The organism is Shewanella vaxholmensis, from assembly GCF_031932135.1.
Lineage (GTDB): Bacteria > Pseudomonadota > Gammaproteobacteria > Enterobacterales > Shewanellaceae > Shewanella > Shewanella hafniensis.
This window is the reverse complement of record NZ_JAUOEV010000002.1, coordinates 83,266-99,364: the sequence shown is the minus strand read 5'-3', so window position 1 is coordinate 99,364 and position 16,099 is coordinate 83,266. Positions and strand designations below refer to the sequence as shown.

At 46.4% G+C, this 16,099-nt stretch carries 18 protein-coding genes; 12 read left to right on the top strand and 6 right to left on the bottom strand.

Going from position 1 to position 16,099, the window contains the following annotated elements:
* Nucleotides 1-63 precede the first annotated feature (63 nt).
* From Q4Q46_RS02545 to Q4Q46_RS02510, 8 genes are all read left to right on the top strand, one after another.
* On the top strand, nt 64-807 hold the full coding sequence (locus Q4Q46_RS02545; protein WP_311905129.1) for an ABC transporter ATP-binding protein: 744 nt from the start codon (nt 64-66) through the stop codon (nt 805-807).
* Nucleotides 808-818: 11 nt separating this feature from the next.
* Nucleotides 819-2,129, top strand: a complete 1,311-nt coding sequence (locus tag Q4Q46_RS02540) for an ABC transporter permease (protein ID WP_311905128.1) — start codon at nt 819-821, stop codon at nt 2,127-2,129.
* Between the two features lie 10 nt (nt 2,130-2,139).
* Nucleotides 2,140-3,339, top strand: a complete 1,200-nt coding sequence (locus Q4Q46_RS02535; protein WP_311905127.1) for an FtsX-like permease family protein — start codon at nt 2,140-2,142, stop codon at nt 3,337-3,339.
* Nucleotides 3,340-3,462: 123 nt separating this feature from the next.
* Complete coding sequence (locus tag Q4Q46_RS02530; protein WP_311905126.1) at nt 3,463-4,941, top strand: sigma-54-dependent transcriptional regulator; 1,479 nt, start codon at nt 3,463-3,465, stop codon at nt 4,939-4,941.
* 88 nt (nt 4,942-5,029) lie between these two features.
* The gene (locus tag Q4Q46_RS02525; protein WP_311905125.1) at nt 5,030-6,718 is read left to right on the top strand and encodes a sensor histidine kinase; all 1,689 of its coding nucleotides are present in this window, start codon (nt 5,030-5,032) and stop codon (nt 6,716-6,718) included.
* Between the two features lie 294 nt (nt 6,719-7,012).
* Nucleotides 7,013-7,423 (top strand): curli production assembly/transport protein CsgE, encoded by a 411-nt coding sequence (locus Q4Q46_RS02520; RefSeq protein WP_012088448.1) that lies wholly within the window; start codon nt 7,013-7,015, stop codon nt 7,421-7,423.
* Between the two features lie 10 nt (nt 7,424-7,433).
* On the top strand, nt 7,434-7,829 hold the full coding sequence (locus tag Q4Q46_RS02515; RefSeq protein WP_106649655.1) for a curli assembly protein CsgF: 396 nt from the start codon (nt 7,434-7,436) through the stop codon (nt 7,827-7,829).
* Nucleotides 7,829-8,635, top strand: a complete 807-nt coding sequence (locus Q4Q46_RS02510) for a CsgG/HfaB family protein (protein ID WP_311905124.1) — start codon at nt 7,829-7,831, stop codon at nt 8,633-8,635. The genes Q4Q46_RS02515 and Q4Q46_RS02510 overlap by 1 nt, the downstream gene beginning before the upstream one ends.
* A 170-nt stretch (nt 8,636-8,805) precedes the next feature.
* On the opposite strand, the gene Q4Q46_RS02505 is transcribed toward Q4Q46_RS02510, so the two are convergent.
* Complete coding sequence (locus Q4Q46_RS02505; RefSeq protein WP_311905123.1) at nt 8,806-9,411, bottom strand: TetR/AcrR family transcriptional regulator; 606 nt, start codon at nt 9,409-9,411, stop codon at nt 8,806-8,808.
* Nucleotides 9,412-9,428: 17 nt separating this feature from the next.
* Nucleotides 9,429-10,853, bottom strand: coding sequence for a coniferyl aldehyde dehydrogenase (locus Q4Q46_RS02500; RefSeq protein ID WP_311905122.1), 1,425 nt, complete (start codon nt 10,851-10,853; stop codon nt 9,429-9,431).
* A 226-nt stretch (nt 10,854-11,079) separates the two neighbouring features.
* On the opposite strand from Q4Q46_RS02500, the gene Q4Q46_RS02495 reads away from it, so the two are divergent.
* The 3 genes from Q4Q46_RS02495 to Q4Q46_RS02485 all read left to right on the top strand — a co-directional run bounded on the left by Q4Q46_RS02495 (nt 11,080) and on the right by Q4Q46_RS02485 (nt 12,551).
* A complete protein-coding gene (locus tag Q4Q46_RS02495) occupies nt 11,080-11,463 on the top strand; it encodes a SpoIIAA family protein (RefSeq protein ID WP_063883744.1) in 384 nt (127 codons plus the stop codon).
* 41 nt (nt 11,464-11,504) lie between these two features.
* Complete coding sequence (locus Q4Q46_RS02490) at nt 11,505-11,936, top strand: universal stress protein (protein ID WP_126491301.1); 432 nt, start codon at nt 11,505-11,507, stop codon at nt 11,934-11,936.
* A gap of 177 nt (nt 11,937-12,113) precedes the next feature.
* Complete coding sequence (locus Q4Q46_RS02485) at nt 12,114-12,551, top strand: universal stress protein (protein ID WP_106649657.1); 438 nt, start codon at nt 12,114-12,116, stop codon at nt 12,549-12,551.
* Between the two features lie 16 nt (nt 12,552-12,567).
* Here the strand turns inward: Q4Q46_RS02485 and Q4Q46_RS02480 are convergent, their stop codons facing one another.
* Nucleotides 12,568-13,425: a substrate-binding periplasmic protein gene (locus Q4Q46_RS02480; RefSeq protein WP_261272099.1), complete on the bottom strand. Its 858-nt coding sequence runs from the start codon at nt 13,423-13,425 to the stop codon at nt 12,568-12,570.
* 141 nt (nt 13,426-13,566) lie between these two features.
* Nucleotides 13,567-14,118: a DUF924 family protein gene (locus Q4Q46_RS02475; protein ID WP_106649659.1), complete on the bottom strand. Its 552-nt coding sequence runs from the start codon at nt 14,116-14,118 to the stop codon at nt 13,567-13,569.
* Between the two features lie 206 nt (nt 14,119-14,324).
* Here Q4Q46_RS02475 and Q4Q46_RS02470 point away from each other — a divergent pair, with 206 nt between their 5' ends.
* Nucleotides 14,325-14,660 carry a winged helix-turn-helix domain-containing protein gene (locus tag Q4Q46_RS02470; RefSeq protein ID WP_300477461.1) on the top strand — a complete coding sequence of 112 codons (336 nt, stop codon included), beginning with the start codon at nt 14,325-14,327 and terminating at the stop codon, nt 14,658-14,660.
* Nucleotides 14,661-14,684: 24 nt separating this feature from the next.
* Here Q4Q46_RS02470 and Q4Q46_RS02465 read toward each other — a convergent pair whose 3' ends face one another.
* Nucleotides 14,685-15,029 (bottom strand): DUF2956 domain-containing protein, encoded by a 345-nt coding sequence (locus tag Q4Q46_RS02465; RefSeq protein WP_268650328.1) that lies wholly within the window; start codon nt 15,027-15,029, stop codon nt 14,685-14,687.
* Between the two features lie 202 nt (nt 15,030-15,231).
* Nucleotides 15,232-16,098, bottom strand: a complete 867-nt coding sequence (locus tag Q4Q46_RS02460) for a heme ABC transporter ATP-binding protein (RefSeq protein ID WP_311898966.1) — start codon at nt 16,096-16,098, stop codon at nt 15,232-15,234.
* Nucleotide 16,099 lies beyond the last annotated feature (1 nt).

The following is a 16,099-nucleotide window of genomic DNA, read 5'->3' as shown; positions in this document are numbered from 1 at the left end:
ATCACGTCGTTTAGATGCAGCGTCAGGGCGTAAAATTGATTTGATTATTTTAAGGAAATTAACATGTTATCAATGAAGAGTGTGAGCAAGGTTTTTAAAACGGATTTAGTGGAAACCCACGCCCTGCGCGATTTTAACCTCGAAGTGAATGAAGGCGAGTTTGTTGCGGTAACGGGTCCTTCTGGCTCAGGTAAAACCACGTTTTTAAATATCGCGGGTTTGCTTGAAGGTTTTACCCACGGTGATTATTTTCTCGATGGCATCAACGTGTCTAACCTGAGCGATAACAAGAGCGCCGCCATTCGTAACGAGAAAATCGGCTTTATCTTCCAAGGTTTTAACTTAATTCCCGACCTTAACTTGGCTGAGAATATTGAAGTGCCGCTGCGCTACCGTGGTTTTAATGCCAAGGAACGCCAACGCCGCGTACAACAAGCATTAGAACAAGTGGGTTTAGCCTCACGACTCAAGCATTTTCCCACTCAGCTTTCGGGCGGACAGCAACAAAGGGTGGCGATTGCCCGCGCATTAGCCGGTGAACCGCGTTTTCTGCTCGCCGATGAACCAACGGGTAACCTCGACAGCTTAATGGCGCGCCAAGTGATGGAATTACTTGAAAATATCAATCAAGCGGGCACGACCATTATCATGGTGACGCACGACCCTGAACTCGCTCGCCGTGCCCAGCGCAATATTCAAATCGTCGATGGTCAAGTGTGTGATTTTACTATGTATCAGCCCCATGGCAGTGTGCAAACTGCAGCGACCCAGCACCCATTAGACAAACTTGTCGCCAACGCTGACTAAGGATACGCATTATGTTTTTTTATTATGTTGATTTAGCTTGGCGCAGCATTAAGAAAACCCCCGCGCTCTCGCTGTTGATGGTGTTGGCGATTTCGATTGGTATTGGTATCACAATCACCACGTTAAACGTGTACAAGATGATGTCATTTAATCCCGCGGGTGAACGCTCTGATGAGTTAAATGCGGTACAACTTTGGAGCCAAGGTCCCGATTCTTGGGATGAGCTTAACTCGTTAGTGACTTATCAAGATGCGATGAATTTGCGCAACAATACCTTACCTAAACGCCAAGCGGCGATGTTTCGCACTGGGATGGCGCTGCAAACTGAGGATGTCAATTTCGCGCCTATTTTAGAAAGCATTCGAGTGACAGATAGCGACTTTTTTAAGCTGTTTGACGTGCCATTTTTATATGGCAATGTGTGGGATAAATCCGTTGACACTGAACCTGCTTATCAAGTGGTGATTAACGATAAACTCAATCAAAAGTTGTTTGCGGGTCAAAACAGTGTTGGCAAGGTTATCTATCTTAATCGTAAACCTTATCAAGTGGTTGGGGTGATTAAAACCTGGGACCCTAAGCCTAAATATTATGATCCCACTAACGGTGCCTTTAACGACACGGAACAAATTTTTGTGCCGTTTTCGCTGACGCCTATCGAAGAGTTTGATGTATGGGGTAATACTTCGGGTTGGAAGTTTGAGACGATGAATAGTTACAGCGATCGCCTTAACTCTGAAAAAGTGTGGTTGCTGTATTGGGTTGAGTTGCCAAATAAAGACGCAGTAGCCAGTTACCGTTCTTGGCTCAGTAATTATGTCGCAGAGCAAAAAGCATTGGGCCGCTTTACCGATAAAAAATCTGCCGCTGACTCAGTCAAAGTCTCCGATGTCGCGACTTGGCTTGAATACAATAATGTGGTGCCCGAAGACAATAAAATCTTGGTTGGCTTGAGCGTACTATTTTTAAGTGTTTGTTTAGTCAATATATTAGGTTTAATGCTCACTAAGTTCCTCAAGCGAGCGCCTGAAGTTGGGGTACGCCGCGCAATCGGTGCTAGCCGAGCCCAAATCTTCGCTCAATATATGGTGGAAGTAGGCATGATAGGTTTATTAGGCGGCTTACTGGGACTCGCTTGGGCCTACGCGTCACTTTACGGCTTATCGGCACAGTTTGAGGTCTCGAAGGGGTTAACCCATTTATCGGCGAGTATGTGGATTATCACTCCTAGTATTGCGGTAGGCACAGCCTTGTTGGCTGGCTTGTATCCCGCGTGGGTCGTGTGCCGGACTAAACCTAGCGTTTATCTGAAAAGCCAGTAAGGGACTTATTATGTTACATATTAAACCTATTCTCAGCAGTTTGTTGCGCAGTAAAAGCGGTCCTGTCTTACTGCTTATTCAGATTATTTTGTCTGTGGCAATTGTGGCGAACGCGAGCTTTATTATTCAGGAGCGTTTAGCCCTGATGCAGCGCGTTTCGGGAGTCGAAGAGTCTGAAGTCTTGACCTTTAGCTTGTTCAACTTCGATCCATTGATCGATAAAACCGCGCAAAACAAAATTGATCAGCAAATTTTACGTGGGCTACCCAATGTGATTGATGCGACCTCAACCAATATGTTGCCATTAAGCGGTGGCGGCTGGTCGAGCACCTTCAATCTGGGGCCCGATCCGGATAGCGCTAAATCGACACCGCAATTTGCCATGTACTTAGGGACAGATCACACCCTTGAGACCTTAGGCCTTAAGCTGATTGAAGGGCGTAACTTTTACCCCCATGAACTTAAGGACAATCTCGATAGCCCGAGCCGATTAGCGATCATCTCCAGCGCGTTAGCGAAAGCGATTTGGCCTGATGAATCACCACTTGGCAAAGTGTTGTACGAGGGTAAAGATGCACAGATCACTGTGATAGGGGTTGTCGATAAACTGCAAGGCGCGTGGATTGACAGTTCTAGCCTTGAAAACAGTGTGATTCAAAATGTGGATTATGGCAGCAGTTCTTACATGGTTCGGGCCAAACCTGAGCACCACACCGAGCTTAAAGATGCGATAAAAAAAGCGCTGCTGGCCGAGAATCCTAACCGAGTTCTCGATGGTTTTAAGTCCATTGAGGCCTTAAAAGATAGCTCATACCGCGATCATAAATTGATGATTACCGTGTTGATCATGATGGTAGTGTTGCTGCTGCTGATCACCTCGCTCGGTTTAACCGGTATGGTGATGTTTAATATCCAGCGCCGCACTAAGCAGATAGGTACCCGCCGCGCATTAGGTGCTAAAAAGCGGGATATTATCAGTTACTTCCTCGTGGAGAACTATTTGATTTGCTTAGCGGGAGGCGTGCTGGGCGGCTTGTTAGCGATACAGTTAGGCCAACAGTTAATGAAAATCTATAGCTTGCCTATGTTGGACTTAAGCTACCCATTATTTACTGTGGCAGGTTTGTTTATTGTTACCACGTTAGCGGTTTACTTACCGGCGCGTAAGGCGGCAAATATTTCGCCAGCAACGGCAACCCGCAGCGTATAGCGAAATATTTGATGTCACTCAAGGTACGATAAAAGCCCGATAAAAGTGCGATAACAATAGGATGTTATTGCACTTTTTGTTACTTTACGGTTAATAGTTTTATATAGGACAACACTCACACTTATGGATACTATCCTCATCGTCGACGACAATCATGCCATCTGCCAAGCCCTAGGTTTGATGCTAGAACTCAATGATTATCGGGTGCTGACTTGCCATAGCCCGGAGGACGCCCTTGGGTTATTGGCGACGCAAGATGTGGATTTAGTGATCCAAGATATGAACTTTACTCGGGATACCACGTCGGGTGAGGAAGGCAAGCAGCTGTTTTACGCCCTGCGTGAACGCCAAGGGGATCTGCCGATCATTTTGATGACGGCGTGGACCCAACTCGAAACCGCAGTTGAATTAGTGAAAGCGGGCGCGGCCGATTATATGGGTAAACCTTGGGATGACGCTAAGGTACTCAATAGCATCACCAATTTGATTGCGCTTTATAAACTCTCCCGTGCTAACCATCGTCTCGAGCGGGTGAATCATCAACGCCAAGTGGCGATCGCCGATGCGGACCTCTGCGGGATTGTCTTTGGCAGCGGCGCGATGCAGCGTTGCATTGATTTAGCCTTGCAACTGGCGCGATCCGATGTGTCAGTCTTAATCACTGGCCCCAATGGCGCAGGTAAAGACAAGCTTGCCGATATTCTCCATGCTAATTCTCCCTTAAAAAACAAACCCTTTATCAAGGTCAATGTCGGCGCCTTACCGATGGATTTATTAGAGGCAGAATTGTTTGGTGCCGAGGCGGGGGCTTTTACGGGCGCAACTAAAGCGCGTATTGGTCGCTTTGAAGCGGCCGACGGCGGCACACTGTTTTTAGATGAAATCGGTAACTTGCCCTTATCTGGCCAAGTGAAATTACTGCGGGTGCTGCAAACCGGTGAATTTGAACGCTTAGGAAGCCATAAAACCCAAAAAGTGAAAGTGCGGGTGATCAGTGCGACCAATGCGGATCTGGCCCAAGATATTGCCGAAGGGCGTTTTCGTGAAGATTTGTTTTACCGCTTAAATGTTATCGAACTGGCGCTATCGCCGCTGAATCAACGTACCGACGATATCTTACCTTTAGTGCAGCATTTTATCGGCAGCGATTTTAGCTTGAGTAAACCGGCATTGCAGGCGTTATTGCACCATCGCTGGCCGGGAAATGTACGCGAGCTTGAGAATGCCTGTAAGCGAGCGGTATTGTTGGCGCAAAGTCATGTGTTGACCGAAGCTGACTTTGGTTTAGCACCTGTCGTGAGTGTCGTAAGAGCTACTTCCCATATTTCGGCAGCTTCTGAGCCTCGACGCTTTGATCAGCGACAATCTGATCCTCAGCCAGCTTATGCGTCTGATTCTATTCCCGCTAATGTCACTTTTGCTGATAACTCTGACCGCGGTCAAGCACTGTCTGCCAATGAGGCGATAGAAGTGAGTCGAGAAGATATCGAAGCGGCGCTAAAACAGCACCATGGCGTGATTGCTCGGGTCGCCAAAGCGCTTGGGCTCAGTCGTCAGGCGCTGTATCGGCGCATGGATAAGTTTGGTTTAGATAAGTCATAGGCCACAGATGCTAGGTCCCAGCTTCTAGGAAACAGATACTAAGTCTCAGATGCTAGGCCACAGAAAGGCTATCGATTAAGGAATGTGAGTGTTAATTCGAACTAAACTAATCATTTATTCAATGGTTTGCTGCGCGTTTGGCGTCTTGCTTAGTTTTGCCTTAGTGAAATATATCTCACCTGAAACTTCGGCTGTCGCCACATCTAAGGCAATCGAAATCCCCGATGTGAATGTACAACTCGACTTTGCTGAACTGGAAAAAACCACTGCTGCCATTGAGCTTGCCCTTAAAAATACTGAACAATTGCAGTTAGCGGCAGCAATGCAAGCGCGCCAGAGGACCGAGCAGATTAAGGCTGAACTGCAAAAACTTGAACAGCTTAAGCAAGAACAGTTACAAATAAAACTCTTCAAGTTAGAACAACTTAAAGAAGGGCAGTTTAATTTCAGCGCCCATATTGCAGAGCCTTTACGAGTAGAACCGCTCTCGATTTTACCGCCCAAAGCCCCAACATCCCCTGTGGCACCCACTGAAATAGCAGACAACGAGCGAGTCTCGAGTTTAACCTTAGGTGAAGGTTTGCTGGTGTTATTGCTCGCTTGTGGAGCGTGTGGTCTAAGTGTCGCTTGGTTAACACGGCATCTGGGTCGTAGTTTGGACTCCCTCGAAATAGGTCTACTGAACTTTAGCGATAATGACTTTAGCGTGAGTATTCAAGAGTATGGTGAAGGTCAGCTCAAAACCTTGGCCCAGTTATTTAATCATTCTGCGGCAAAATTGCGCCAAGAAAGGCAATACATTTACCAGCGTGAGTTATTGCTGGATAAGGTGATCCAAAGCTCTCCCAACGTGATGTTATTGCTCGACGACCATCAGCGGCTCATTTACGCCAACGATGCGGCGCGTCACCTATTCCATAAAAAGGGCAAAATGGAAGGCTTGAGCCTAGATGAATTGCTGCTGGACTTGCCCGAGGTATTGGCCTTGGCGCTTAAACATGAAAAGAACGGCCTCTTTGCTATGGGCGAAGATGATGTGGAAACTTGGTATCTGAGTCGTGGCCAATTTTTATTGAATAACCAACAACATAACTTGATATTGCTCAAGCAGATGACCCGTGAGCTTAATCGTCAAGAGGTGGCAGTGTGGAAGAAAGTGATCCGCATTATTAGCCATGAACTTAATAACTCAGTGGCGCCCATCGCCTCTATGGTGAACTCGGGGCGTTTACTGACTAAAGATCTGGATAATCCAAAACTTAAGCTGATTTTCGATACCATAGAGAATCGCACTGGCCATCTGAGTCAGTTTATCTTCAACTATGCCCGCTTTGCTAAGCTGCCGCTCCCGCAGCGACGTCAGGTGAATTGGGGGCAATTTACGACTCAGTTAACCCAGCATTATCCCTTTAAACTTACGCATGATTTGCCTGAAAACGATGGTTATTTCGACCAAGGACAGATGGAGCAAGTGCTACTCAACTTGCTTAAAAACGCCCATGAATCGGGTTCAAACCCAGAGGATGTCACCCTGTCGATTCGGCAGCAAACCTTAGTGGATGGTGCAGGTTTTAGCATTGCGATCGAGGATCGCGGTACTGGCATGTCTGGCGAAGTCTTAGAGCAAGCGCTGTTGCCGTTTTACTCGACGAAACAATCGGGTACTGGGCTTGGATTACCTCTGTGCCGTGAAATTATCGAAGCCCACGATGGCAGTATTAGCATGCATAATCGTAGCGACGGTGGCCTGTTGGTTCGGCTGTGGTTGCCACAATAATCCCCATGCCTTGTATCAATACCGCAATGCGACCTTAGGGTCGCATTTTTATTGCCTCTTGATCCGTTCGTTGACCCTATGACTCTTGCCTTAACCGCCTCTTAGCGTATTAGCCAAATGGGCTATTTTTGCCATTTTACCTTAGCTCTTCGGGCTAATTTGCCCCCTCGCATAATGACGGGAGATCTTTAACCCTGTTAACCTGCTTTATCGAAAATTGACGCTAAAACTCCCGTTGTGAAAACAGAGGTTGGCGCGGTTTTAAGGTTCGATTAAAAGGTAAAGGAGGGATAAGTGAAACAGTTAAAACAGCGTCTGCTTACTTACGTTTTATGTCCATTCCTGCTGCTGGCTTCCCCTATCACTCTTGCCGACAACGACATTGAAATTAGTGGCTTAGTGATAGATAGAACCTTGACTCGGTTTGGTAAGGATTTTGGCTTCTACTACTCAAGCTATTGGCGCGAGCTGCCCTTTACCCAAGGCTTTAACGTGACCTTGTATGAGACAGTGTTTCCGCAGGCGGGGACGGTTTTAAGCTTAGAAGTCAACGGAACACGGATTTACACTACCCATTTTGGTCGTCGTGCAAATCCGGTTAAAGAGAGTGCAGAGCAGGCGATTTTGATCACGATTGATTATTTAGCGCAAGTCAGAGCCAATGCAATAACAGGTGATTTTTCAGGAACATCGGACGATTTTTAGGATAATAATAATGACATACAGGACGTTACTTGCCCTTGTCACGCTATGTGTGGCAAGCAGTGGCCAAGCCACTGAATTGATCTATACGCCAGTGAATCCCAGCTTTGGCGGCAATCCACAAAATGGGGCTTTTCTATTAAATAAAGCCCAAGCGCAGAATGACAATAAATCTACCTCTACCGAGAAGGACTTTGTCACCCGTTTTAAAGAATCCCTAGAGCGTAATATCATTAACTCGATCACCCGTGGCGTCGCCGATGGTGAAATTACCGACGGTGTTTACGATACCGGTGATTTTCGGATTGAAGTGGCTTCTACGGGAAATGGCGTGATGCTAACTATTACTAATACTGAAACCGGTGAAGTCACTGTGATTGAAATGCCAACATTCGGAGGAGTCAACTAATGGCCCGTCTAGTGTTAGTGAGTTTATTGCTGTTAAGCATGTCGGCCTGTAGCTTGATCCCAAAACCCGATTTAAATATCACGCCTGCCGAGGTTAACCCCTTGAGTGAAGTGATGCGTGGGTTGCAAACTCAACCTGGACCTAAGTTCCCCATCCCAGTAGCCGTGTATTCCTTTCGCGATCAAACTGGCCAATATAAACCACAGGCGAACGTGAGTTCGTTTTCGACCGCCGTGACTCAGGGCGCAACCTCGATGTTGATGCAGACCTTGCTCGATTCTAAATGGTTTACCCCAGTGGAACGTGAAGGGCTACAAAACCTGCTGACTGAGCGCAAGATCAGTAATAAACAGAGCGGTACTAAGGGTGATGATGTGCCCGTATTATCCACCGCCAGATTGTTACTCGAAGGTGGCGTCATTAGCTATGAGACTAACACCAGCACAGGCGGTAGTGGTGTCGAATACTACGGCATTGGCGCTTCGGAAATGTACCGTGAAGATCAGGTGACCATTTATCTGCGCGCCGTTGATGTGCACACAGGTAAAGTGATGATGTCGGTCTCGACTAGCAAACGTGTTTTATCCCAAGAAATGCGTGCGGGTTTATTCCGTTACACTAGTTTAAATCGCCTCGCCGAGGCTGAAATCGGCTTTACTACCAATGAGCCAGTGCAGTTTTGCGTGTTGCAAGCCATTGAATTAGCGGTCGCTGAGCTGATTGATAAGGGCATTAAGCAAGGCTACTGGAGTCCTACTCAAGTCACCCAGCCAGTCGAGAAAGCGCAGGAATTGAGTCAGAGTTAGGCGCTAGACGTCGGAGTTAGATATCGCTGAAAGCAGGCCTCTGCTTTAACTCTTAGTCACTATATGTGTGAATACGTAAAAGAAAACCGAGCCAGTTAAACTGACTCGGTTTTTTATTGGATTAATTTCTGCAGTGGGTGGACGTTGGCAGTGTTGTGGGTTGTGTGGTGTTAGTCCGCTTGCATGGCCTTCCAAAACAGTTCAAAACTGGCATCGCGGTACGTTTTATTCGTGCCTAAGTGCGGATTATCGATAAAGAATCGGGTTGCCGCCAGATATTGGCCATGGCAGTTTTCTAGCATCAGCTCCTGCGGATAGTGGGCGATTAATCCTTCTATTTGTCCTTGCTTAATCAGTTCGCTAATAAAGCCTAAGATGCTGTTCATCGCCTGATCGCGCACCTTAGCGGCAATCATGGGCGACATTGAATATTGCTGAAAAAACAGCTGTTTGACAGGGTTATCCAGCGACCAATCAATCGCACTTTGCCATAGTTGTAGGGCATTGAGCTTTAGATCGCTGCCATTATGAGTGTTCAACAGCAAGGCATCGGCAAACTCTTGTTTTATGGTAAGAAATAAAGATTCCATCAAGGCTTCCTTGGAAGGAAAATGATGGAACAAGGTGCCCGTTGCTACACCTGCTTGCTTAGCTATCGAAGCGGTGGACGTGCCATGAAACCCTTGGCTGACAAAGAGTGCTAAGGCCGTGTCGAGAATGGCTTGGCGCTTATCTGTCATGGTTTTAATGGGTTGCGGCGTTAATGGCTGATTCAAGATTTATCCCCCAATGATTAGCGTAAAAATAGCTTCATCAAGATGCGCTGGATAACAGTGCCATAGGGCGGGTGCACAAATTTACCTGTGTTGAATCGACCTCGGCTGAGTACCGTTTTAGCGTGGCTGAAGGTTAAAAATCCTTCCTTGCCATGGTAATGCCCCATGCCCGATGGACCGATTCCGCCAAAGGGCGCATCGTCGGCGGCGACATGGAACACTGTTTCGTTAATGCACACGCCGCCAGAATGGGTCTGCTGGAGGATTTTTTGCTGATTTGGCTCATCGAAACTCATCACATACAGCGCTAGCGGTCTTGCTCTGTGGTTGATGTACTGAATCGCTTCATCTAAGGTGTCGTAGCTAATAATCGGTAACAATGGGCCAAAAATTTCTTCTTGCATCAATAGCATATCTTCATTGGTGTGAGTGATTAGCTGAGTGGCGAGTTTACGATGTTGACTATCGATAGCTTCGTCTGTCGCCGAAATAACATGGGCACCCTTAGCTTTCGCGTCGCCGAGCACTGTCATCAAGCGGTCAAACTGACGGGTATTAATGATGCTGCCGTAGTCTTTGTTGTGGTTTATCGCGCCGTACATGGCATTAAATTTAGTTCGGTAGGCGGCAATAAATTCATCCGCTTTTGATTTTGGACATAGAACATAATCCGGTGCGACGCAGATTTGTCCGGCATTCAAACACTTACCATAAATCATTCGTTCTACTGCTATCTCAAGCGGCATATCGGGGGCGATAATGACTGGCGATTTACCGCCCAATTCGAGTGTCACTGGGGTGAGATTATTGGCTGCGGCGCGCATCACATGACGGCCAACTGTGGTCGAGCCGGTAAAGAGTAAATGATCAAAGGGTAGGGCTGAAAACGCTGCGGCGACATCGGCTTCACCTTCTACAACTGCCACGTGGGACTCATCGAAGACGTGTGCCAGTAGTTGTTTGATCACTTGGTTAGTCGCAGGGGTGAATTCGGACATTTTTAGCATGGCGTGATTACCCGCCGCGATGGCGGTCACTAGCGGGCCAATTGATAGCATGACGGGGAAGTTCCACGGCACTATGATGCCGATAACGCCCACAGGCTGATAATGCACAGTGACTTTGGCTGGGGCGAGCAAGATCCCCGCATGGCGAGCGCTGGGTTTGAGCCATTTTTTTAGATTTTTCAAACTGTAATTGATGTTGTTGATGACTGGCATAATGTCTGATATTAGGCTGTCATCAATCGATCTATGGCCATAGTCTTGGCTTAAGGCTTCGACTAAAGGCGTTTTAAATTGCAGTATGGCCGCTTTAAGTCGAGTTAATTGCTCCACTCGCGTAGCGTAGTTTGGATTCGGCGCCGCTAAATAACTGCTGCGTTGGCGTTGGAGCAATTGAGTCAGTGGCGAGGCATTAAGCTGTTCGGTGGCCATATTCATAGTGGTCGCTCCAAGGGAAATGGTAGGCTGAGTCTTATTCGGTACTTTATTTAACTAATCGTCTCGATTGAGTCTTTTATTAAATCAGTACCGACTGATTAGTCGGTTTATCCTAGCTTGCTTAGTGAGATGGTGCAAGTTATCTGATGTATTTTTGAGCAAGATCACGGCTTATTGAGGCGTTAGCTTTTACACTAATTCAAGGGTTGTTGCATAAGGAGTATGTATGGCATTGTTAAAGCACGGAATTACGATTGGTATTGAACGCTATGGTGATGATGATTTTTTTGTTGCCTTTAAGGCCATCGGTACTTTAACTCATCAAGACTACGAAATGATGGTGCCAGTGTTGGAGTCGGCACTGGCGGGCGTAAAAGATCCTGATATCTTCGCCTTAGTGGATGTGACCGAGTTAGATGGCTTGGAATTACAGGCTGCTTGGGATGATCTGAAACTTGGGGTGAAGCATATTCGTCATTTCGAGAAAATAGCCATAGTCGGCAAAACGACTCTGCAGGAAGTGTTGGCTAAATTGGCAAACTGGTTTACGCCTGCTGAGGTCAGATTTTTTGTTGATAATGGCGACGCCGTTGCTTGGTTAAAAGACTAGTTACTCAGTAATCCATTAGCATCATAGAAGGAGTACAGAATATGCGTACAGGTCAAATACTCTGGCCCACAGATTTTTCGGAAACTGCGGCCCATGCACTGAGTTATGCCATTGAAATGGCTAATCTATACCATGTAGGACTCAAAATTTTACATGTAGTTGAACAGCCGATCGGTGATGAAAACTTTATGATTCTATCGATCACTCCAGAAGAGTTGGCTAAGAGCATGGAGGACGCGGCCGCAATTAAGATGCAGGCGCTGTTAGCCGGGTTAAACACTGAGCTTCCTGTCACGACCTTGATCCGCCGTGGCGATCCTGTGTATCAAATTTTAGAAGAGGCCAACAGTAAAGATATTGGCATGGTGGTGATAGCGAGCCATGGCCGAACTGGGATTTCGCATTTTTTACATACTAATGTCGCAGAAGCGGTCGCTAACGGTGCGGCTTGTCCTGTGCTGGTGGTGAAATAACTGAGTTAGTAGCTTGACTCAATAAACCCGAAGGACGCTTATTGCGTCCTTTCTTTTTGATTGATAAAGAATATTTAATTGAAATGGGTACGCAAGAAGCATAGCTAACTACTATAAATTAGTGGTATTTTGGCTTTAATAGATAGCCTGATTAAAACTCAAATGATGGATAAGCTTATGCGTACTCAAGAAGTGTTATGCCCTACGGATTTTTCATCCACCGCAGCCCATGCGCTCAAATATGCGGTTGAAATGGCTAATCTTTATCATGTTGATATTCGATTGTTGCATGTGACAAGTCCTGCCCGTGGCGCCCATTGCTATGGTATTGCGGTTGATATTCCCGCCACATTGGAAAATGAGCTGCAAGCTTTTGTCGATGCAAAAATGCAAAGCATACAGCAGGAAATGCAACAAGGCCTCACCGAGGGGCTCAATATCAAGCTCGTGGTGCGTCATGGTGATGCGATTGATGAGATTTTAGCGGAAGCCGTCGATGTAGGTATGGTGGTGATTGCTAGTCATGGTAGCAGCGGTTTAGCGGATTTTTTAAAGCCACATGTCACACAAGATATTGTTAAGTATGCTAAGTGCCCTGTGCTGGTGGTGAAATAAAGCGCTTAGATAAGACTTAGTAAGAATCGTTTTTAATGATTTTAGGTTCTGTTAATTTGGTCGACGCCTCAGCTTCAGTCTCGAAGGACATCAGGCGTCGATACTTTTCCTGCAAGGCCACTAAGCTACCATCTTGGGTAATTTGTTTGAGTCCCACATTAAAATCATCCCGAATTTGTTCACTGAGAAAGGCAAACTTGTATTCTGTTGGTGGAAATATTTTGTGGCAAATGGCCTGTTGTTTTAAATCTTTCTCAGTGAGTTTTCCCTCAAGGTAAGCCTGCTTTAAGTAATATTTGAAGATGTTTTTATCCATCACTACGACATCGGCCCTGTGTTTCATCAGCATATAAACCTGCTGCACTTGCCTTGCTTGTTCTTGGTAGCCGCTATTAGCCTTAGCCATTTTGGCAAATTCTTCCCCCAATAACGATGATGCACGCTGAAAGGAAACGACTTGCTTGTTATTTAAGTCGTCTATGTTGTTGATAGTAAAGTTATTATCTTCTAGGCTAATAGCGCAGTTTTGGTAGGTTATCGCAACATTGGAGTAAAAGACGTTGTCGAGCATGCCATCTTTAATGTTGATGATACCATCGAGTTTACCTTCCCTGAGTTCATGGAATGTACGCGCCAGTGGTAAGTATTGGATAGAAGCGGTATGGCCTTTAACAGCGAGGGCTTGGTTTAGTAATTCGAGTTCGATTCCGCTATTGGTTTCTTGGATAACATAAGGTGGAATAGACAGGCTGACACCTATCTTAATTTCTGCTGCTTGGCAAAGCTGAGCGCCGCATAAGGTGAGAAACCCCATCAATTTAAAGCGGTTACAACGAGCCTCTGAGCTATTTGGCTTATTTAGATTTTGCGTCATAAGTTACCAATACCTCCGCGGTACACACTTACAGCTGTGTTTGTTACTCGCCAGTCTTTCCATGACTCGATTGAGTAAGTGTAGTGTGTCTGTGAACTCAGCACGGTTTTATTTATTCAAATACGCTAAACAATGAGCGAATTAAAAAGATGAGCCAGGTTCGCGCAGAAAGGCGATTTCCTCTGCTGTCGATTCTCTGCCTAAGATGGCGTTCCTATGTGGATAGCGGCCAAATCTGTCGATAATTGCCTTATGTTGCAGTTCAAATGTTAAGTTGGCTACCGCCGCTTCACGATTAAACAGTTTAACCGCAACTTGATGGATCATTGCCGACTCGCTGTGCATATAGGGCATAAAGAGAAAGGGGACTTGTTTAGGTTTGAGAGCTAAATCAACCTGTTGGGCAACAGCTTCCTGAGCGAGCACTAAAGCGATGGCATCGGCTTCGAAAGCGGCAGGCGTATCTCGGTAAATATTACGGGAGAATTGGTCGAGCACTATGATCTCGGCTAATCGGCCTTGGGGCGTGACTCGCCAATGGGAAAGCTCTCCACGCTTAGCTTGGACTAATACATCCCCGAAGCGTTGTTTGATTTGTGCATCAAATTCAACATCTTTAATCCACCAAAGCTTTGGTTCAATTTCTTCAAACCAAAATGTCAGTACTTGTTCGGCTGTGATTGTCTGGCTCATTTTAGCGTCCCTTCATAGGTGATGAGTGCTGTTAGAAATAACAGTTGTTGGGGGATAATGACAAGTTGTTTTGCTTGATTTAGGAGAGATAGGTTAGCAGAAAAACTGATCATCTTTCGTAAGTATTTAGTGCTGGCTATTGCCTTATTGCCTGAATATAAAGTAGTTTTGATGATAATTACTTTAGTCTCTAGGCAGGTCTTTCTATGTCATCTTCAATGCCGGTATCGCAACAAGTTACGAAGCAACATAAGGCGTTTTTGCGTAAGCTTTATTTAGCGCATTTGATGGATGATGACCGCCATAATCTATTATCACTCAATAAGTTAACTGGAATGCCGCGCCGCACCTTACAGGATGCCATCGCCGCATTTGAGGATATAGGTATTCGAGTCGAGTTTGTCCAGGAAGGCAGTCGTAACAATGCAGGTTATTACCGCATAGTGACATGGGGCCCAATCAGTAGTGCATGGGTTGATACCCATCTCACTGAAATCGCCGATCTGATTGGTGTTGTTGAGAGTGGCGAAACGGCAGCATGAAGCGGTAAATTCTGAGTTCGGCAATCACGTCATAACATAATAGGCGGCAAATCCTGCCCAACTTAGCACGAGTAGAGCGATAGCAACCCAAGTGGCTCGGGTGAACTGACTCTGGGAGTCGATGATCTCGTCAGCATCGTCTAGATTATCTATGTCGTTCACTGTGCGAGTTTTTGCTTTCAACTGTTGTTTACGGGCTTTATCCCGCTCACGGGCTTTAGCTTTAAGCAGTTTTTTATACTCGGCGATGCCTTTTTCAATCCCTTGGGCAATGAGCTTAGTTTGCTCTTTAGTTTGTCCTGGCTTTTGAGTGGCTTTGGCTGCGGCCAGTGCTTCTTGCTGAGTTTCTGTCGAGATAGTGGGTTTCATCTGGAAGTTGCCTAAATTGTTGCCGTTTGAGTTAATGCGGCTTGAGTTAACGCGCCTGCGGCTGAAATATACTCGTGAATACGAGAGCCAATATGCCCGCGAAGCTGCTCGCTCATTCGTTAGTCAAAAGCGGGCCCAATATGTTATTGCCAGATTATACCCACATTAGACATTAAAACTTACAGCCAATATCTTCATTTCATTAAAAAATCAGCGGATGTCCACCCTGTGGAGCAGCAAGGTACACAGGTTCATAGTCCCATACTTCCCGAATGGTATTGACCGACAAGGCCTCAGCTGGCGCGCCTTCGCTTACGATTCGCCCTTGTTTTAATACGATTAATTGATCGCTATAGCGAGCGGCTTGGTTGAGATCATGCAATACCACTATCACAGTGTACGCCTGTTGATGAGCTAAGTGTTGGGCTAACTCAAGCACTCTGTGTTGCTGGGCGAGATCTAATGCCGATGTTGGCTCATCCAGTAATAGTATGGGCGGGAACGGCGATTGACTGAGTTGAGTCAAGACGCGGGCGAGCTGGACTCGCTGTTTTTCGCCGCCGGAGAGGGTTGGATAACTGCGCTTAGCCAGATGGGTTAAGCCCACTTGCGCTAGCTGCTCGGCAACTAAGGTTTCCCCCTCTTTATGACTAATAGTTAAGGGGTAAAGACCCATAGAGACCACTTCAGATACTGTGAAGGGAAACGTGAGACTGGCGTGTTGTGGCAGTACGGCTAAGGATTTTGCCAGTTCGCGCCTGGGCCAATCCGCCAGTTGGCTATGGCCTAGGCGGATACATTGCCTTGGCGTACTGATTTCTTGGCAAAGGGCTTTGAGTAGCGTCGATTTCCCCGCGCCATTGGGGCCGAGTAGGGCGGTTACTGCACCGGGTTTAAATTGCACATTAATATCGCTGAGCACCGTTTTCTGCCCAATGCTGACATCGAGCTGACTAATGCAGAGCTCAGTGCGCTCAAACTGTGCATTAGCTGAATGAGTTAGATGTGCTCTAGGTGCTAATTCAAAATCTGATCTTGATTCTGATTTGGCATAGGAAGTGGCAGTCATA

Bases quoted from the DNA above. Each gene is read 5' to 3' on its own strand.
- Q4Q46_RS02545 (WP_311905129.1), top strand. From the start codon at position 64: ATGTTATCAATGAAGAGTGTGAGCAAGGTTTTTAAAACGGATTTAGTG.
- Q4Q46_RS02540 (WP_311905128.1), top strand. From the start codon at position 819: ATGTTTTTTTATTATGTTGATTTAGCTTGGCGCAGCATTAAGAAAACC.
- Q4Q46_RS02535 (WP_311905127.1), top strand. From the start codon at position 2,140: ATGTTACATATTAAACCTATTCTCAGCAGTTTGTTGCGCAGTAAAAGC.
- Q4Q46_RS02530 (WP_311905126.1), top strand. From the start codon at position 3,463: ATGGATACTATCCTCATCGTCGACGACAATCATGCCATCTGCCAAGCC.
- Q4Q46_RS02515 (WP_106649655.1), top strand. From the start codon at position 7,434: ATGACATACAGGACGTTACTTGCCCTTGTCACGCTATGTGTGGCAAGC.
- Q4Q46_RS02510 (WP_311905124.1), top strand. From the start codon at position 7,829: ATGGCCCGTCTAGTGTTAGTGAGTTTATTGCTGTTAAGCATGTCGGCC.
- Q4Q46_RS02500 (WP_311905122.1), bottom strand. From the start codon at position 10,853: ATGAATATGGCCACCGAACAGCTTAATGCCTCGCCACTGACTCAATTG.
- Q4Q46_RS02495 (WP_063883744.1), top strand. From the start codon at position 11,080: ATGGCATTGTTAAAGCACGGAATTACGATTGGTATTGAACGCTATGGT.
- Q4Q46_RS02490 (WP_126491301.1), top strand. From the start codon at position 11,505: ATGCGTACAGGTCAAATACTCTGGCCCACAGATTTTTCGGAAACTGCG.
- Q4Q46_RS02485 (WP_106649657.1), top strand. From the start codon at position 12,114: ATGCGTACTCAAGAAGTGTTATGCCCTACGGATTTTTCATCCACCGCA.
- Q4Q46_RS02480 (WP_261272099.1), bottom strand. From the start codon at position 13,425: ATGACGCAAAATCTAAATAAGCCAAATAGCTCAGAGGCTCGTTGTAAC.
- Q4Q46_RS02475 (WP_106649659.1), bottom strand. From the start codon at position 14,118: ATGAGCCAGACAATCACAGCCGAACAAGTACTGACATTTTGGTTTGAA.
- Q4Q46_RS02470 (WP_300477461.1), top strand. From the start codon at position 14,325: ATGTCATCTTCAATGCCGGTATCGCAACAAGTTACGAAGCAACATAAG.
- Q4Q46_RS02465 (WP_268650328.1), bottom strand. From the start codon at position 15,029: ATGAAACCCACTATCTCGACAGAAACTCAGCAAGAAGCACTGGCCGCA.
- Q4Q46_RS02460 (WP_311898966.1), bottom strand. From the start codon at position 16,098: ATGACTGCCACTTCCTATGCCAAATCAGAATCAAGATCAGATTTTGAA.